At 59.3% G+C, this 14,165-nt stretch carries 16 protein-coding genes; 14 read left to right on the top strand and 2 right to left on the bottom strand.

The annotated features are described in order from the left end of the window. The first annotated feature begins 11 nt into the window (after nucleotides 1-11). The 8 genes from ACU0FH_RS19050 (at nucleotide 12) to ACU0FH_RS19015 (ending at nucleotide 5,537) form a co-directional block, all read left to right on the top strand. Nucleotides 12-305: a DUF1330 domain-containing protein gene (locus ACU0FH_RS19050; protein ID WP_088633802.1), complete on the top strand. Its 294-nt coding sequence runs from the start codon at nucleotides 12-14 to the stop codon at nucleotides 303-305. Between the two features lie 40 nt (nucleotides 306-345). Then, a complete protein-coding gene (locus ACU0FH_RS19045; RefSeq protein ID WP_238369762.1) occupies nucleotides 346-804 on the top strand; it encodes a tellurite resistance TerB family protein in 459 nt (152 codons plus the stop codon). A gap of 64 nt (nucleotides 805-868) precedes the next feature. Next, complete coding sequence (locus ACU0FH_RS19040; protein ID WP_446196327.1) at nucleotides 869-1,306, top strand: tellurite resistance TerB family protein; 438 nt, start codon at nucleotides 869-871, stop codon at nucleotides 1,304-1,306. Then, a complete protein-coding gene (locus ACU0FH_RS19035; protein ID WP_446196326.1) occupies nucleotides 1,303-2,037 on the top strand; it encodes a phosphate/phosphite/phosphonate ABC transporter substrate-binding protein in 735 nt (244 codons plus the stop codon). Before ACU0FH_RS19040 ends, ACU0FH_RS19035 begins: the two co-directional genes overlap by 4 nt. 179 nt (nucleotides 2,038-2,216) lie before the next feature. After that, nucleotides 2,217-2,993: an ABC transporter ATP-binding protein gene (locus tag ACU0FH_RS19030; RefSeq protein ID WP_446196325.1), complete on the top strand. Its 777-nt coding sequence runs from the start codon at nucleotides 2,217-2,219 to the stop codon at nucleotides 2,991-2,993. Nucleotides 2,994-3,021: 28 nt separating this feature from the next. Continuing rightward, the gene (locus ACU0FH_RS19025) at nucleotides 3,022-3,750 is read left to right on the top strand and encodes a transporter substrate-binding domain-containing protein (RefSeq protein ID WP_446196324.1); all 729 of its coding nucleotides are present in this window, start codon (nucleotides 3,022-3,024) and stop codon (nucleotides 3,748-3,750) included. Nucleotides 3,751-3,846: 96 nt separating this feature from the next. Beyond that, a complete protein-coding gene (locus ACU0FH_RS19020) occupies nucleotides 3,847-4,731 on the top strand; it encodes an ABC transporter permease (protein WP_238369758.1) in 885 nt (294 codons plus the stop codon). Beyond that, nucleotides 4,728-5,537 (top strand): ABC transporter permease, encoded by an 810-nt coding sequence (locus ACU0FH_RS19015; RefSeq protein ID WP_446196323.1) that lies wholly within the window; start codon nucleotides 4,728-4,730, stop codon nucleotides 5,535-5,537. The genes ACU0FH_RS19020 and ACU0FH_RS19015 overlap by 4 nt, the downstream gene beginning before the upstream one ends. A 15-nt stretch (nucleotides 5,538-5,552) precedes the next feature. Here ACU0FH_RS19015 and ACU0FH_RS19010 read toward each other — a convergent pair whose 3' ends face one another. Then, nucleotides 5,553-6,260, bottom strand: a complete 708-nt coding sequence (locus tag ACU0FH_RS19010) for a hypothetical protein (RefSeq protein WP_446196322.1) — start codon at nucleotides 6,258-6,260, stop codon at nucleotides 5,553-5,555. Between the two features lie 284 nt (nucleotides 6,261-6,544). On the opposite strand from ACU0FH_RS19010, the gene ACU0FH_RS19005 reads away from it, so the two are divergent. The 6 genes from ACU0FH_RS19005 to ACU0FH_RS18980 all read left to right on the top strand — a co-directional run bounded on the left by ACU0FH_RS19005 (nucleotide 6,545) and on the right by ACU0FH_RS18980 (nucleotide 13,412). Next, nucleotides 6,545-7,864: a glutamine synthetase family protein gene (locus ACU0FH_RS19005; protein ID WP_446196321.1), complete on the top strand. Its 1,320-nt coding sequence runs from the start codon at nucleotides 6,545-6,547 to the stop codon at nucleotides 7,862-7,864. A 61-nt stretch (nucleotides 7,865-7,925) separates the two neighbouring features. Continuing rightward, the gene (locus ACU0FH_RS19000; protein ID WP_446196320.1) at nucleotides 7,926-8,609 is read left to right on the top strand and encodes a type 1 glutamine amidotransferase; all 684 of its coding nucleotides are present in this window, start codon (nucleotides 7,926-7,928) and stop codon (nucleotides 8,607-8,609) included. Continuing rightward, nucleotides 8,609-9,967, top strand: a complete 1,359-nt coding sequence (locus ACU0FH_RS18995; protein WP_446196319.1) for a glutamine synthetase family protein — start codon at nucleotides 8,609-8,611, stop codon at nucleotides 9,965-9,967. Before ACU0FH_RS19000 ends, ACU0FH_RS18995 begins: the two co-directional genes overlap by 1 nt. A gap of 4 nt (nucleotides 9,968-9,971) precedes the next feature. Further along, nucleotides 9,972-11,276, top strand: coding sequence for an NAD(P)/FAD-dependent oxidoreductase (locus tag ACU0FH_RS18990; protein ID WP_446196318.1), 1,305 nt, complete (start codon nucleotides 9,972-9,974; stop codon nucleotides 11,274-11,276). Between the two features lie 136 nt (nucleotides 11,277-11,412). Continuing rightward, nucleotides 11,413-12,606, top strand: a complete 1,194-nt coding sequence (locus tag ACU0FH_RS18985) for a DegT/DnrJ/EryC1/StrS family aminotransferase (protein ID WP_446196317.1) — start codon at nucleotides 11,413-11,415, stop codon at nucleotides 12,604-12,606. 257 nt (nucleotides 12,607-12,863) lie between these two features. Then, a complete protein-coding gene (locus ACU0FH_RS18980) occupies nucleotides 12,864-13,412 on the top strand; it encodes a TetR/AcrR family transcriptional regulator (protein ID WP_446196316.1) in 549 nt (182 codons plus the stop codon). A 92-nt stretch (nucleotides 13,413-13,504) separates the two neighbouring features. Here ACU0FH_RS18980 and phaR read toward each other — a convergent pair whose 3' ends face one another. After that, on the bottom strand, nucleotides 13,505-14,053 hold the full coding sequence (phaR, locus tag ACU0FH_RS18975) for a polyhydroxyalkanoate synthesis repressor PhaR (RefSeq protein WP_238369750.1): 549 nt from the start codon (nucleotides 14,051-14,053) through the stop codon (nucleotides 13,505-13,507). Between the last annotated feature and the right edge of the window lie 112 nt (nucleotides 14,054-14,165).

Here is a 14,165-nt window from a genome sequence, read left to right as displayed (position 1 = left end):
GGAGACTGCACATGCCCAAGGGGTACTGGATCGCCCATGTCGACGTCGATGACATGGAAACCTACAAGAAATACATCGAAGCGAATGCGGCACCCTTCGCCGAATATGGCGCGCGCTTCCTCGTTCGGGGCGGCGAAGGCGAACAGCCAGAGGGCAAATCCCGCGCAAGGACCGTCGTCATCGAATTTGACAGCTACGAAACGGCTCTGGCCTGTTATAACAGCCCCGGCTATCAGGCGGCCAAGGCCCTGCGGGATCCGGTCTCCACCGGCGATCTCAGCATTTTGCCCGGCTATGACGGGTAGGACTCGACGTTGAACCATCTTTGCGGAGCTCGGATGTAACATGCTTAGCAACCTGTTTCAGGCCTTTCGCCCCAAATCGCCGCCGAAACTCCCTGACCCCGATGCCGAGCTTGCCCTTGGCGCGCTACTGGTCCGGGTCGCGCAGTCGGATCGCGACTACAAGATGGAAGAGATCCGGCTGATCGACCGCATTCTTCAACGGCTTTACAAGCACGACGCGATCGAGGCCGCCAAGGTCAGGGCAACCTGCGAAAAGCTGCACGCGGCGGCGCCTGAGACCGACACCTTTGGTCAGTTGATCCGCGAGACGACGGAACTGTCCGAAAGGCTCGCCGCACTGGACGCGCTCTGGGAAGTCGTCATGGCAGACGGCGCGCAAAACCCGGGCGAGTTGAAAATCGTCGAAGATGCGCGCAAGGCGATGGGATTGTCGCGCGCCGACAGCGATGCGGCACGCGACAAGGTGATCGCCAGGAAATCCTCCCCAGAAGAGGATTAAGCGCCTTCGTTAAGGCTGCGCAATTTGCCTTGGCCAGCCCGGTTTAGCGGCCTATATGCAGGATATGTTTGCAGATTTGATAAATCGCCTTACGGCGAATGACCCAGAACCGATGAACGATGGCGATGCCCGGCTGGCATTGACCGCCCTTCTGGTTCGTATCGCCCGGTCGGACAATGAGTACGCGCCGGCGGAAATCGCCCAGATTGACCGCATCACCGAGGCTCGTTACGGGCTGAGTAAGTCCGAAGCGGAAAACCTCCGCAAGGAAGCGGAAGAAGTGGAAGCCGGCGCACCGGACACGGTGCGCTTTACCCGCGCCATCAAGGATGCGGTGCCCTATGACAGCCGACGCGGCGTGGTCGAGGCCATGTGGCAGTTGGTTCTCGCCGATGGCGACAGGGCCGATGCTGAAAACGCACTTATGCGGCTGACGGCCAACCTTCTGGGTGTCACCGACCGCGACAGCGCGCTGGCCCGCCAAAAAGCCGAGACCAGATGATAGCGATGCTCGGCATGTATGACATGCCGGAAATCCAACAAGCCAACGACCGCTATTGGCAGGAAATCCGCGCCCGGCTTGGCTATGGCCCAGAGAACCTGTCCCGCGATCTGGACTACTGGGATATGTGGCAATCGCCCGACCTGTTGCTGGGCCAGACCTGCGGGATGCCTTACCGGACACGACTGTACGACAAGGTAAACCTGATCGGGACGCCTGATTTCGGTTTGCCCGATTGTCCGCCGGGATATTACCAATCGGTGATCGTTGCGCGGGCGGACGATCGTCGCGACACGCCGCAGGATTTCGACGGCGCCCGTTTTGCCTATAACGAGGACATGTCTCAATCCGGCTGGGCCGGGCCACTCCATTTCCTGAAAGGCCTGCGGTTTTCAGAAATGGTTCCGACCGGAGGACATCGCCTTTCTCTGCATGCGGTGGCCGAGGGGCGCGCCGATATTGCCGGGATCGATGCCGTCACATGGCTTTTGCTCTGCGAACATGATCCGCTGGCGGCAAAGCTCAAGGTCATCGCGAAAACAAAGCCAACCCCCGGCCTGCCCTACATCACCGCCCAAGACAGAGACCCTGCCCCGATCGCCGAGGCTGCCGCATCCGCCATCGCCAATCTGAACGAACAGGACCGCAAGGCCCTGCATCTGCGCGGTTTGGTCCGTATAGAAACCGCCGACTATCTTTCCGTCCCGACGCCGCAAGCTGTCTGGGCGTGATCGCCAGCTAGGACGTGGCCCGGCGGAACGACCCGACCAAAATACGGGAATGAGATTAATTTTCGGGCATTCCCTACCGTCAATTGCCCCCTCTTGCCCCTTGCCTATCTGAATTCACGATTGCAATACGTGCGGAATTAACTCCTACTACGGCGAAATTCAGCAAAACCGGACGCCCCGTGACAGACACACCGCCCGTCATCCAGATCAACAACCTCCACAAAGCCTACGGCCAGCTCGAAGTGTTGAAAGGCGTCAGCATCTCGGCCAAGCGCGGTGATGTCGTTTCGCTAATCGGATCTTCGGGATCGGGCAAATCCACACTTCTGCGCTGTGCCAACCTGCTGGAAGACAGCCAACAGGGCGAGATCCTGTTCAAAGGCGAACCGGTTCTCTGGAAAGGTGCAGGCGCGGTGCGGCGGCCTTCGGACGCCAAGCAGGTGCTACGCATCCGCACCAACCTGTCGATGGTATTCCAGCAGTTCAATCTCTGGTCCCACATGAGCATTCTTCAGAATGTCATGGAAGCGCCACTGACCGTGCTTGGCCGCAACCGTGGCGAGGTGGAAAAATCCGCCCGGGCCTACCTGGAAAAGGTCGGGATCGGCGACAAATGCGATGCCTACCCGGCACAGCTTTCCGGCGGGCAACAGCAGCGTGCCGCGATTGCCCGCGCGCTTTGCATGGAACCCGAGGCGCTGCTTTTTGACGAACCTACCAGCGCGCTGGACCCGGAACTTGAGCAGGAAGTCGTCAAGGTCATCAAGCAACTCGCCGCCGAAGGGCGCACCATGCTGATCGTGACACATGACATGAAGCTCGCGGCAGATGTAAGTGATCACGTGGTCTTTCTGCACAAGGGCCTGATCGAAGAGGAAGGCGCACCAAGCGAACTCTTCGGCGCTCCGAAATCCGAACGTCTCCAGGGGTTCCTCTCGGCGACGCAAGCGGCCTAATCAAAATAAAACCAAGGGAGTAACTATCATGAAATCTCTGATTTTAACCACGGCGGCACTCGCCATCGTTGCGGGATCGGCCTTTGCCCAAGACAAAACGATCCGCATGGGCACCGAGGGCGCTTACCCTCCGTACAACTTCATCAATGACTCGGGCGAAGTCGACGGGTTCGAGCGCGAACTGGGCGACGAACTGTGCACCCGCGCCGAGCTGACCTGCGAATGGGTCAAGAACGACTGGGATTCGATCATTCCGAACCTCGTGTCGAGCAACTACGACACCATCATGGCCGGCATGAGCATCACGGACGAGCGTGACGAGGTGATCGACTTTACGCAGGATTACTATCCGCCCACCGAATCTGCCTATGTCGCGCTGTCCGATGACGTTGATGTCGAAGGTGGCATCGTGTCGGCCCAGACCGCAACGATTCAGGCGGGCTATGTCGCGGAAAGCGGCGCAACGCTGGTTGAATTCGCAACCCCCGAAGAAACCATCGCAGCCGTGCGCAACGGCGAAGCGGATGCGGTTTTTGCCGATTACGACTACCTCCTCCCGCTGGTCGAGGAATCGGGCGGCGAGCTGACCTTCGTGGGTGAAGGCGTACCGCTTGGTGGTGGCGTCGGCATGGGCCTGCGCGAAAGCGATTCCGAGTTGCGTGACAAGTTCGACGCGGCGATCACGTCAATGAAGGAAGATGGCAGCCTGAACGCATTGCTGGACAAATGGTTCGGCGAAGGCGTCGGCACCTACTGATCCCGACCTCAATGCGGCCCGCCCTTTCGGCGGGCCGTTTCTCTCAACGCGGGGCGCAGGTTTTAATATGCCGCCCGCGCCACTGAACGGACCCGCATGTTTTCCTATTGCGTCGATCCCGACTCGCTTGAAACGCTGGCATGGCTGTCTTGTTATCTGACCACCGGCGTCCACATGTCATTCTACATGGCGTTTCTCAAAGTGCTGGGCCTTTTGGCCGTGACAGCGCCGGTTGCGCTTGGCTTCGGGTTTCTTGGCGCAATGGCGGCACGGTCGGGTTTCGGACCGCTGCGCTGGTTCGGCAAGACCTATATCGCCATCGTGCGGGGCGTGCCCGACATCGCGTTTTTCCTGTTCTTCGTCATCGCCCTTGATCAGGCACTCGAGTGGCTGCGCCACAAGACACTGTGCCCCGACTGGGACATGCCGATCAGACAAGGCAATGATTTCATCGTCTGTCAGGCTGCCAAGCTGCCCGCTGGCAGCGCGCCCGAGTGGATTCATGAGACCTACGGGTTTGCACTGGCCGTCATCACCTTTGCGATCGTTTTTGGCGCCTTCGCCGCGAACGTCCTGTTCGGCGGCATGCGGGCCGTACCGCATGCCCAGCTCGAGACCGCGGCAGCCTATGGCATGTCACAGCGCCAGACCTTTTGGCGCGTACTGGTCCCGCAGATGTGGGTTTACGCTCTGCCGGGTCTTTCAAACCTTTGGATGGTGCTGATCAAGGCCACGCCCTTGCTCTTCCTGCTGGGGATCGAGGATATCGTCTACTGGGCACGGGAACTCGGCGGCACCAAGACCTCGCGCTTTACCGATTATCCGCATGGCGACTGGCGTATGTGGTACTTTCTTGCCCTGCTGGTGTTCTATCTCGCCTTCACGAAAGTCTCTGAAATCGCGCTTGAAAAACTGATGCTCCGGCTGACGCACGGGCAGGCCACTACCGGCGGCGAAGCCCAGCGGAGGGCCGCCTCATGAGCGCCTGCCTGCAAACCATACAGGACTACGCGCTGCGCAGCATCGGCATCGGCGAGCGCCTTTTGCCCAGAAGTGATTTTACCCTGTGCGAACAGGTCGTCCTTATCGGCTCGGGCATGATCTGGAACATCTATTTCGGCATTTTTGCCCTGGTCATCGGGTTCTTCCTTGCCACCGGGCTTGCCGTGGCCAAGGGTGCGCAGAACCCGTGGCTGCGCAAACCTGCGGAATGGTTCATCTTTCTGTTCCGAGGCTCGCCGCTCTTCATCCAGTTCTTCTTCGCCTATTTTTTATTTTTGAATCTGAAGAGTAACATCGAATTTTTTGATCCCTTCACCGCTGCCTGGCTTGGCGCGCTGATTGTCCTGTTCCTGAATACCGCCGCCTATTCCGGAGAGATCTTCTACGGCGCGCTGCGCTCCGTGCCCAAAGGCGATGTCGAGGCGGCGGATGCCTATGGTCTGACCGGGTGGACGCGCTTCAAGCGGATCATCTGGCCGACGATGCTCCGACTGGCTTGGCCCGCCTATACGAACGAGGCGATCTTTCTCTTTCACGCCACCACGCTTGTCTTTTTCTCCGGCTTCCCGGCATGGCAGCAACGAGGAGATGCGCTCTATTACGCCAGCTACTTTGCGGACAAGACCTTTAACCCTTTTGTCCCCTACCCCATTCTGGCGGGCTATTTCATCCTGTTCACACTGGTGATCGTCAGCGTTTTCGGCCTTATCAACCGGCGCCTGAACCAACATCTTCCGGGCGAGGCCCGGGCCAAGTTCAAGTTCCGGCCAAACCTGCTGCGCTAGAACTGTCGAAAAAGCTCACACCCGTCGGTCGAGCATCGGATCGATAAATTCATCGTCGCCGAATGCCGGTTTTTCATCGTCAAACCCAAGATCGGCCAGCCGTTCCGCCCAGGACTTTGGCAGATGCTGTGCAAATTCCGAAAAGCGCTCGCGCCCCTGTCGCGCAATCTGGCGCAGCCTTTCGGCCTTGGCGGGATGCCTGCGTTCCAACCGGGCGAAACGATCGCTGGCGATTTCCTTCATCCTGTCCGTGCCAAAGTAAAGATAGGCACACCCCAGCACTGTACCGATCAGCATGAGCACCGCAGGGTAAACCCACAAAGGCACGATCAGAAAAACGGCCACGCCGGCGGTCACCGGAAAAACCCAATTCCGCGCGGATTGAGAGACGCTTTCATAACGGGGTCGCCTGACCTCGCCTTCAGTCTCGATGATCAATGTCATGCGCGGGTTTGGCTCGGCAGAGACAGCGGCAGCTTCAGGTCGACGGGTGACTTTTACCGGTTCCATCCGCTCGACCCGGGGTTCGTCCTGTTCCACCTTGTCTTGCTGCGGATTGCTCCGGCTCCTGTGCGACCGGTTCACTCGCGGTTTCGCTTGAGCGGAGCTGGAGGTGCGCTGCACATCCGGTTCTGGTTTCTCACTTGCGGCAGCTGCGGCGGCGTCAGGCTGTCGTGGCGGCGCCTCCCCCTTGTTGCCAAAACCATTGAATTGATAAGCCATGCCAGATCCCGTTTAACGCTTACCACCGACACAAAGGCCGCACGCAGCCGCGTCACCTAAACAGCGGCAGGACATCCCGGGTCGGATTACGCGGAGGAACCTCGCCGCAAACTGGGGCTGACGGCCGACAAGAATATGTCAGACGCGCGGCATTTGTGATTGTTTTTCAGCCTTTCCGGCGGCCGAAATCATCTGCGCAAATAATTTGATCAAATTTCGGTGACACTCGTAAGATCCTCCGCTAAACAAGGGGAAAGCATAATTCGAACAAAAAGAGTCTTCCCGTGGACCTCAGGACATTCCCGACTTTCCGAGTAGCCGCCAGCGATCTTAACGGGCAGATGCGGGGCAAACGCGTACCCGGCTCTTATGCCGACAAACTTGCCGAGGGCGTCGTCCGCATGCCGCTTTCGGTGCTGAACGTGGATCTCTGGGGGTCTGACATCAAAGACAGCCCGCTGGTGTTCGACAGCGGCGACGCCGACGGGGTCTTGCTGCCAACCGATCGCGGTGCGGTTCCGATGCCATGGCTGGCGACGGCTTCGGCGCTGGTTCCGATGGCAATGTACACCGATAAGGGCGACCCGTTCTTCGGAGATCCCCGCCACGCGCTGCAACAGGTGGTCGACTGCTACGCGGCGCGCGGCTGGAACGCCATTGCCGCGACCGAGATGGAATTTACCCTGATCGACGACAAGGGCTCCCTTCCCGAAGCACCGACAAACCCCGTTACCGGCCGCCCTGTCTATTCCAGTGCCATTCTGTCGGTTCGCCAGCTTGACGCCTTTGATGACTATTTCACCGCGCTCTACGAGGCCTGCAACCAGATGGGCATTCCGGCGGATACGGTGATCTCTGAAACCGGCCTTGGCCAGTTCGAAGTCAACCTTGTCCATCAGGATGCAATGCGGGCCGCTGACGATGCGTGGCTCTTCAAGGCCTTGGTCAAGGGCCTTGCCCGCAAGCACGGGTTTGCCGCGACCTTCATGGCGAAACCCTATGCCGACGATGCGGGCAACGGAATGCACGTCCATTTCTCGGTGGTGGACAAGGACGGTCAGAACATATTCGACGATGGCGGACCGCGTGGCACCGATACCCTACGTCACGCGGTGGCGGGCTGCCTTGCCGCGATGCCGTCGAGCACGCTGATCTTCGCGCCGAACGGAAACTCTTATGACCGGCTGGTGCCCGGCGCCCATGCGCCGGTCAGCGCGGTATGGGCCTATGAAAACCGCACGGCGGCCATCCGCATTCCCGGCGGTTCGCCCTCTGCCCGCCGGATCGAACATCGCGTCGCCGGGGGCGACATCAACCCCTATCTCATGCTCGCAACCGTGCTGGGCGCGGCGCTGACCGGGATCGAGGACGGCATCCAACCGCCCGCCCCCATCACCGGCAACGCCTATGAGAAAACCGGCGTCCCGCGCGTTGCCGCGACATGGGCAGAGGCCATCGACCGGATCGAGAGTGACCCGCTCATGGCGCGTATCCTGCCCACTGCGATGATCCAGAACCTCGTGATGACCAAGCGGCAGGAATTGGCGCGTTTTGCGGAAACCCCGCCCGAGCGACACTGGATCAGCTACCTCGAAGCGGTGTGACCCCTTGCCCGTCCACCGGGCCTTCGATACCCTCGTTTTGATCATAAATGACATGTGACTCATGAAAATCGGCATCTTGCAAACTGGCCACGCGCCTGACGAACTCCTTGAGAGCTTCAAGGACTATGACGTGATGTTCCAGAACCTCCTTGGCGGGAACGGCTTTGAATTCGAAACCTACAGCGTCGTGGACGGCGTTTTCCCATCGGGCGCGGATGCCTGCGATGGCTGGCTGATCACCGGCTCGCGCCACGGCGCCTACGAGGATCACCCCTGGATTCCGCCGCTCGAAGACCTGATCCGCGACATCCATGCGCGCAAGCTGCCGCTGGTCGGCATCTGCTTTGGCCACCAGATCGTCGCGCAGGCGCTTGGCGGGAAAGTCGTCAAGTATGACGGCGGCTGGGCGGTAGGGCGTGTCGAATACGACATGGGCGGCGAAAAGCGTTTCGTAAATGCCTGGCACCAGGACCAGGTCATCGACCTGCCCCCCGGGGCGCGTGTCGTCGGCGGCAATGACTTTTGCAAGCACGCGATCCTGGCCTATGACGACACGATCTGGACGATGCAGCCGCATCCGGAATACGGCGCGGATTTCATCGAGGGCCTGATCGATACGCGCGGCAAGGGTGTCGTGCCGGAAGACCAACTGAATAAAGCCCGCGAAGAGCTGCGCAAGGGCCCGACCGACAGCCCCGCGATTGCCCGCGAGATGGCGGAATTTTTTAAGAAAGAGAGGGCCTGATGGCCGACTGGACCGACAAGCTTCCGCAACCTGCCCGCGACTTTCTCGAGGGGCGGCGGTTGGACGAAGTCGAATGTATCGTTTCCGATCTTCCGGGCATCGCGCGCGGCAAGGCCGTGCCCGCTTCGAAATTTGCCCGTCAGACTTCTTTTCACCTGCCTGACAGCATCTTTTTCCAGACCATCACCGGTGACTGGGGCGAAGCGGCGGGCGAGGAAGGTTTCATCGAACGCGACATGATCCTCAAGCCCGACATGTCGACGGCAACCGCCGCGCCATGGACGGGTGACTGGACGCTTCAGGTGATCCACGACGCCTTTGACCGTGACGGCGATGCGATCCCCTTCAGCCCGCGAAATGTGCTGAAACGCGTGGTGGATCTCTACCACAAACAAGGCTGGAAGCCGGTGGTCGCGCCCGAGATGGAATTTTTCCTCGTCGCGCGGAATCTTGATCCCGCCAAGGAAATCATGCCGATGATGGGCCGCTCTGGTCGCCCGGCTGCCGCGCGGCAGGCCTATTCCATGACGGCGGTGGATGAATTCGGCCCCGTCATCGACGATATCTATGACTTTGCCGAGGCGCAGGGTTTCGAGATCGACGGCATCACGCAGGAAGGCGGCGCCGGACAGCTGGAAATCAACCTCCGCCACGGCGATCCGGTTAAACTGGCGGACGAGGTCTTTTACTTCAAGCGGCTGATCCGAGAGGCCGCGCTGCGCCACGACTGTTTCGCGACCTTCATGGCCAAGCCCATCGCCGATGAGCCGGGCAGCGCCATGCATATCCACCATTCGATCATCGACGTGGAAACCGGCCGCAATATCTTTGCCGGGCCGCAGGGTGGCGACACGGATGCCTTCTTTAACTTTATCGCGGGGCTTCAACAGCACCTGCCCTCGGCCATCGCCGTGCTGGCACCTTATGTGAACAGCTATCGCCGATACGTGAAAGACCATGCCGCGCCGATCAACCTTGCATGGGGTCGCGACAACCGGACGACCGGTATCCGCATCCCCCTGTCGGGACCGGAATCGCGCCGCATCGAGAATCGGCTCGCCGGGATGGACTGCAACCCCTACCTTGGGATCGCGGCAAGTCTGGCCTGCGGCTACCTCGGCCTTGTCAACGAGTTGCGCCCTGAAAAGCAGTTCCGTGGTGACGCCTACGACGGGGACAGCGATATCCCCGCCGTTCTTGGTCAAGCGCTCGACATGTTCGACGAGGCAACCGAGCTGCATGAAATCCTCGGCCCGGAATTTGCCCGCGTCTATTCCATCGTCAAGCGCACCGAGTACCAGGAATTCCTTCAGGTCATCAGCCCTTGGGAACGCGAACATCTCTTGCTGAACGTCTGAACCCATGGATCTGCTTTATTCGAACGACAAAAAAGGCCAGTACCCGGCCAGCTGGTACGCGGCAACGGCCACGCCCATGGACCCGTTCCCCCCGCTCAAAGGAGAGACCCGTGCCGATGTCTGCATCGTGGGCGCAGGCTATACCGGACTATCCGCCGCTCTGCACCTTGCCGAGGCCGGTCTCGACGTGGTCCTGCTCGAGGCGCAGCGCGTCGGCTTTGGCGCGTCCGGCCGCAATGGCGGTCAGCTGGGCAGTGGTCAGCGGCAGGAACAGGATGTCGTTGAAAAGATGGTCGGCCATGCGGATGCCGCCAAACTCTGGGCACTGGCCGAAGACTCCAAGGCCTTGGTCAAGGGGCTGATCGCGCGAAACGAGATCGACTGCGATATCAAGCCGGGCGTGGCCCATACCGGGTACAACGACCGAGAAACCCGCGAGATGCACGAATACGCGGAACACCTCAGCACCCGCTATGGCTATGACAAGATCGAGCTTCTCGATGAGGAGGCCTGCCATGCCATGTGTCCCTCACCCGCCTACAAGGGCGGCATACTGGACACGGAGGCGGCGCATCTGCATCCGCTGAACTATGCGCTCGGGCTGGGGCGGGCGGCGCATAAAGCAGGCGTGCGCATTTATGAGGGCGCGCATGTTCACCACATCGACGAAGGCCGCCCCGCGACCGTCCAAACCGATAGCGGCAAAGTGCAGGCCGACCATGTGATCCTTGCCTGCAACGGCTATCTCGGCTCGCTGAACCGCAAGGTGGCAGCGCGTGTCATGCCGATCAACAATTTCATTGCCGCCACCGAACCCCTCGGGGATGAGGCCGACCGCGTACTAGCCCGGGACGTCGCCGTGGCCGATACGAAATTCGTCATTAACTATTTCCGCCTGAGCGCCGACAAACGGCTCCTGTTCGGCGGTGGCGAAAGCTACGGTTACCGTTTCCCGGCCGATATCGCCGCAAAGGTGCGCAAGCCAATGGTCGAGATCTTTCCGCACCTGCGCGATATCCGTATAGACTACGCTTGGGGAGGAACGCTTGGCATTACAATGAAACGCCTGCCTTACCTGACCCGGCTCGCACCGAACGTTCTGTCGGCTTCGGGCTATTCCGGCCACGGTGTCGGCTCGGCTACGCAGGCCGGGCAGCTTATGGCCTTGGCGGTTCAGGGCGAAAGCGATGGTTTCGATACGATGGCGCGCATCCCGACGACGCCCTTCCCCGGCGGTGCCGCCTTTAGAAATCCCATGCTCATTCTCGCGATGACATGGTTTTCCATGCGCGACCGGCTCGGCATCTAAGCCCAACCCATACCCAACGTTCGGACCTGAACCAGCCTAGCGACATGAAAATGTCACAAGGTTGAGGCAGATTCCGCTTTGTCGTAATCGCTAATTGTTTTACCTTTCCCAAAGGTTCAATTAAGGAAATCGAAATATGAGGCAAGCTCCGGACGTCCATCAGGCTGAACCCATTCCCGAATCCGCGCGCGAAGCTATTGATGCGCTGCTGCAATCGGGCGACCTTTTCCGCTACACCGCACCAGAGAACGCCCCCGTCGCGCTGCTCGAAGCTGAGTTTGCCGAGTTGCTCGGATCAAAATACGCGCTGGCGGTCTCTTCCTGTTCCGCCGCGCTGTTCCTGTCGCTCAAGGCGCTGGACTTGCCCAGGGATGCGCGCGTGCTGATCCCCGGCTTTACCTTTGCAGCCGTTCCTTCGGCTGTGGTTCACGCCGACTGCTACCCGGTTCTTTGCGAGGTCGGCGAAAACTACCGGATCGATCTGGAGGATTTCAAAGCCAAGATCGACGACGATATCTCGGCTGTTATCATCAGCCACATGCGGGGCCATACCTCGGACATGGATGCGATCATGGCGATCTGCGATGCGCGGAATATTCCCGTGATCGAAGACGCGGCCCATTCGCTCGGCACCACGTGGCACGGGCAGAACATCGGGACCATCGGCAAGATCGGTTGTTTTTCTTTCCAGTCCTACAAGATGATCAATGCCGGCGAAGGCGGTATCCTGATCACCGACGACCCCGATCTCGTGGCCCGTGCGATCATCATGTCGGGCGCATACGAGCATAACTGGAAGAAACATCCCGTCCTGCACGACGCCTTCGCCAAGTGGCAGAACAAGGTGCCGCTTTATAATCTCCGGATGGGCAACCTGTCGGCAGCGGTCATTCGTCCGCAATTGCCGGAACTGGCCCGCCGGGTCCGCGACGGGCGCGATGGGCACGATTATGTGGCAACACGTCTGAACGCCTCACCCTATATCGAGGTCCCTGCCAAACTGGGCCCCGAGGAACGTGCCCCGGATTCCATCCAGTTCAACCTTGTCGGTCTGGAAGATGCCGAAATCACCGCGTTTTCGACCGCTGCCGACGCCCGTGGCGTCAAGGTCCAGATCTTTGGACGCTCTTCCGACAATGCGCGGGCATTCTGGAACTGGCAGTTCATTCCCAACCTGCCTGAATTACCCCGGACCCGGGCCATGCTGATGCGCGCCTGCGATGTCCGGCTCCCCGTGCATCTCAGCCGCGACGACTATGACGCGGTCGCCGAAATCCTGCTCGATGCGATCGATCAGGCCACACAGCCGTCACGCGCTTACGGAACGTGAGACACTTAAAAGACCCCGCCCAGTAAGTGGTTGGGGTCCCCTTGCAAAAACTTTCACAACGAAAAAGTTGTAAATACTGGCTTGAGAGCTAAGCCAAACATGATGAATACTTGGTTATATTTAGACCAGGTTCCATTATGAATAGACATTCAGGCCAATCGGCCCGCAAGCATCAGATTGTCTTGGGGGCATTCCAAGCATTGCGAAAGTCGGGATTGCCCAACCTTTCCTATGACGCGGTCGCCCACGAAGCAGGGATGACGCGTCAGCTCGTCCGCTATCACTTTGACCGACACGAAGACCTGATGATCGCGGTCTGCGATTACCTCGCTTCCCTCTACCGCGAAGCCCTTGTCTCGACCGCCGGAAAGCTCAACGGATCGGCGCGGGTAGACGCTTTTCTCGATTTTTACTTCGATTTTCTCGATAACACGCCGAAACCGCGGGACGATCAGATCTATGATGCCATGCTCTGCATGGCCGCGCGGTCAGAACCGATAAAGCATCAGCTACAAGGGCAGTACAAGATGATCGGTCAGGTCCTCAGCCAGGAATTCGAGGTTCAGTATTCCGAACTCGACGCCGCCTCGGCAGAAGAACTTTCCTACCTCTTCGTGTGTCTCATGTACGGCCACTGGAAGATGGTCGCATCGCTGGGTTTCGCCGAAAAACACCGTCACATCAGTCGTCAGGCGATGGACCGCCTGATTCGCTCATATCGGGAACAAGCGGCGGTAAACGAGGTTACAGTCTGGGCGTGTGAGCCCGAGAAGAAACTTTCGGATCGAAAAATTCCTCAACCTTGAATTGAAGATTGCCTTTGCTTTTAAGGCATAAATTGCAGGTCATTACACCGCATAGCTTCCTGCCCCTTTTTCATTCCGAAACTTTTTCAGGCTCATTTAAGCTTTGACAGCTTGCTGTTCAGCTCTGCCAACTGCCGCTTGATATCGTCGAGATCCTCCCCACCCTCTTCCTCGCCGGCTTCTTTCTCTGGCCCGCTGCTGCCGGACCAGGCGCCTGTCATCGCCTTGAGAAATGCTTCCTGCTGCGCCTGCAAAGCTTCGAACCCGGGCATCTTGGCAATGGGGTTCATGGCGGTCATATTTTTCATCATCTTCGTCTGGCTCTCGCGGAGCATGTCAAAAGACGATTGCAGGAATTGCGGCATCATCCCACCGCCCGGCACCATGTAGCTGCGGACAAGATCGTTGAGCACGCCAACCGGAAGGACATTCTCGCCGCGGCTTTCATGCTCGGCGATGATCTGCAAAAGGTACTGCCGCGTCAGGTCATCCCCGGACTTCAGGTCGATGATCTGAACTTCGCGTCCGCTGCGGATGAATCCAGCGATATCTTCAAGCGTTACGTAATCGCTGGTCTCGGTATTGTAGAGCCTTCGACTGGCATATCGTTTGATCAGCAGGGGTTTATTATCGTCTGCCATTTTTCCACTCCCGGCGTGATGCCTTGGCAAAGCCTATGCGAGCAAAAAACAAAAAGAAAGGGCAGGTCTTACGACCTGCCCTCGCGATTACACCATTTGGGGGAACGGTGTG

The sequence above is a fragment of the Heliomarina sp. genome (genome assembly GCF_052826185.1).
This window is presented reverse-complemented; position numbering and strand designations above follow the sequence as displayed.

Excerpts from the sequence above, each read along its gene's own strand:
- ACU0FH_RS19040 (WP_446196327.1), top strand. The coding sequence starts at position 869 with ATGTTTGCAGATTTGATAAATCGCCTTACGGCGAATGACCCAGAACCG.
- ACU0FH_RS19045 (WP_238369762.1), top strand. The coding sequence starts at position 346 with ATGCTTAGCAACCTGTTTCAGGCCTTTCGCCCCAAATCGCCGCCGAAA.
- ACU0FH_RS18985 (WP_446196317.1), top strand. The coding sequence starts at position 11,413 with ATGAGGCAAGCTCCGGACGTCCATCAGGCTGAACCCATTCCCGAATCC.
- ACU0FH_RS19035 (WP_446196326.1), top strand. The coding sequence starts at position 1,303 with ATGATAGCGATGCTCGGCATGTATGACATGCCGGAAATCCAACAAGCC.
- ACU0FH_RS19000 (WP_446196320.1), top strand. The coding sequence starts at position 7,926 with ATGAAAATCGGCATCTTGCAAACTGGCCACGCGCCTGACGAACTCCTT.
- phaR (WP_238369750.1), bottom strand. The coding sequence starts at position 14,053 with ATGGCAGACGATAATAAACCCCTGCTGATCAAACGATATGCCAGTCGA.
- ACU0FH_RS19010 (WP_446196322.1), bottom strand. The coding sequence starts at position 6,260 with ATGGCTTATCAATTCAATGGTTTTGGCAACAAGGGGGAGGCGCCGCCA.
- ACU0FH_RS18990 (WP_446196318.1), top strand. The coding sequence starts at position 9,972 with ATGGATCTGCTTTATTCGAACGACAAAAAAGGCCAGTACCCGGCCAGC.
- ACU0FH_RS19020 (WP_238369758.1), top strand. The coding sequence starts at position 3,847 with ATGTTTTCCTATTGCGTCGATCCCGACTCGCTTGAAACGCTGGCATGG.
- ACU0FH_RS18995 (WP_446196319.1), top strand. The coding sequence starts at position 8,609 with ATGGCCGACTGGACCGACAAGCTTCCGCAACCTGCCCGCGACTTTCTC.
- ACU0FH_RS19025 (WP_446196324.1), top strand. The coding sequence starts at position 3,022 with ATGAAATCTCTGATTTTAACCACGGCGGCACTCGCCATCGTTGCGGGA.
- ACU0FH_RS19050 (WP_088633802.1), top strand. The coding sequence starts at position 12 with ATGCCCAAGGGGTACTGGATCGCCCATGTCGACGTCGATGACATGGAA.
- ACU0FH_RS19015 (WP_446196323.1), top strand. The coding sequence starts at position 4,728 with ATGAGCGCCTGCCTGCAAACCATACAGGACTACGCGCTGCGCAGCATC.
- ACU0FH_RS18980 (WP_446196316.1), top strand. The coding sequence starts at position 12,864 with ATGACGCGTCAGCTCGTCCGCTATCACTTTGACCGACACGAAGACCTG.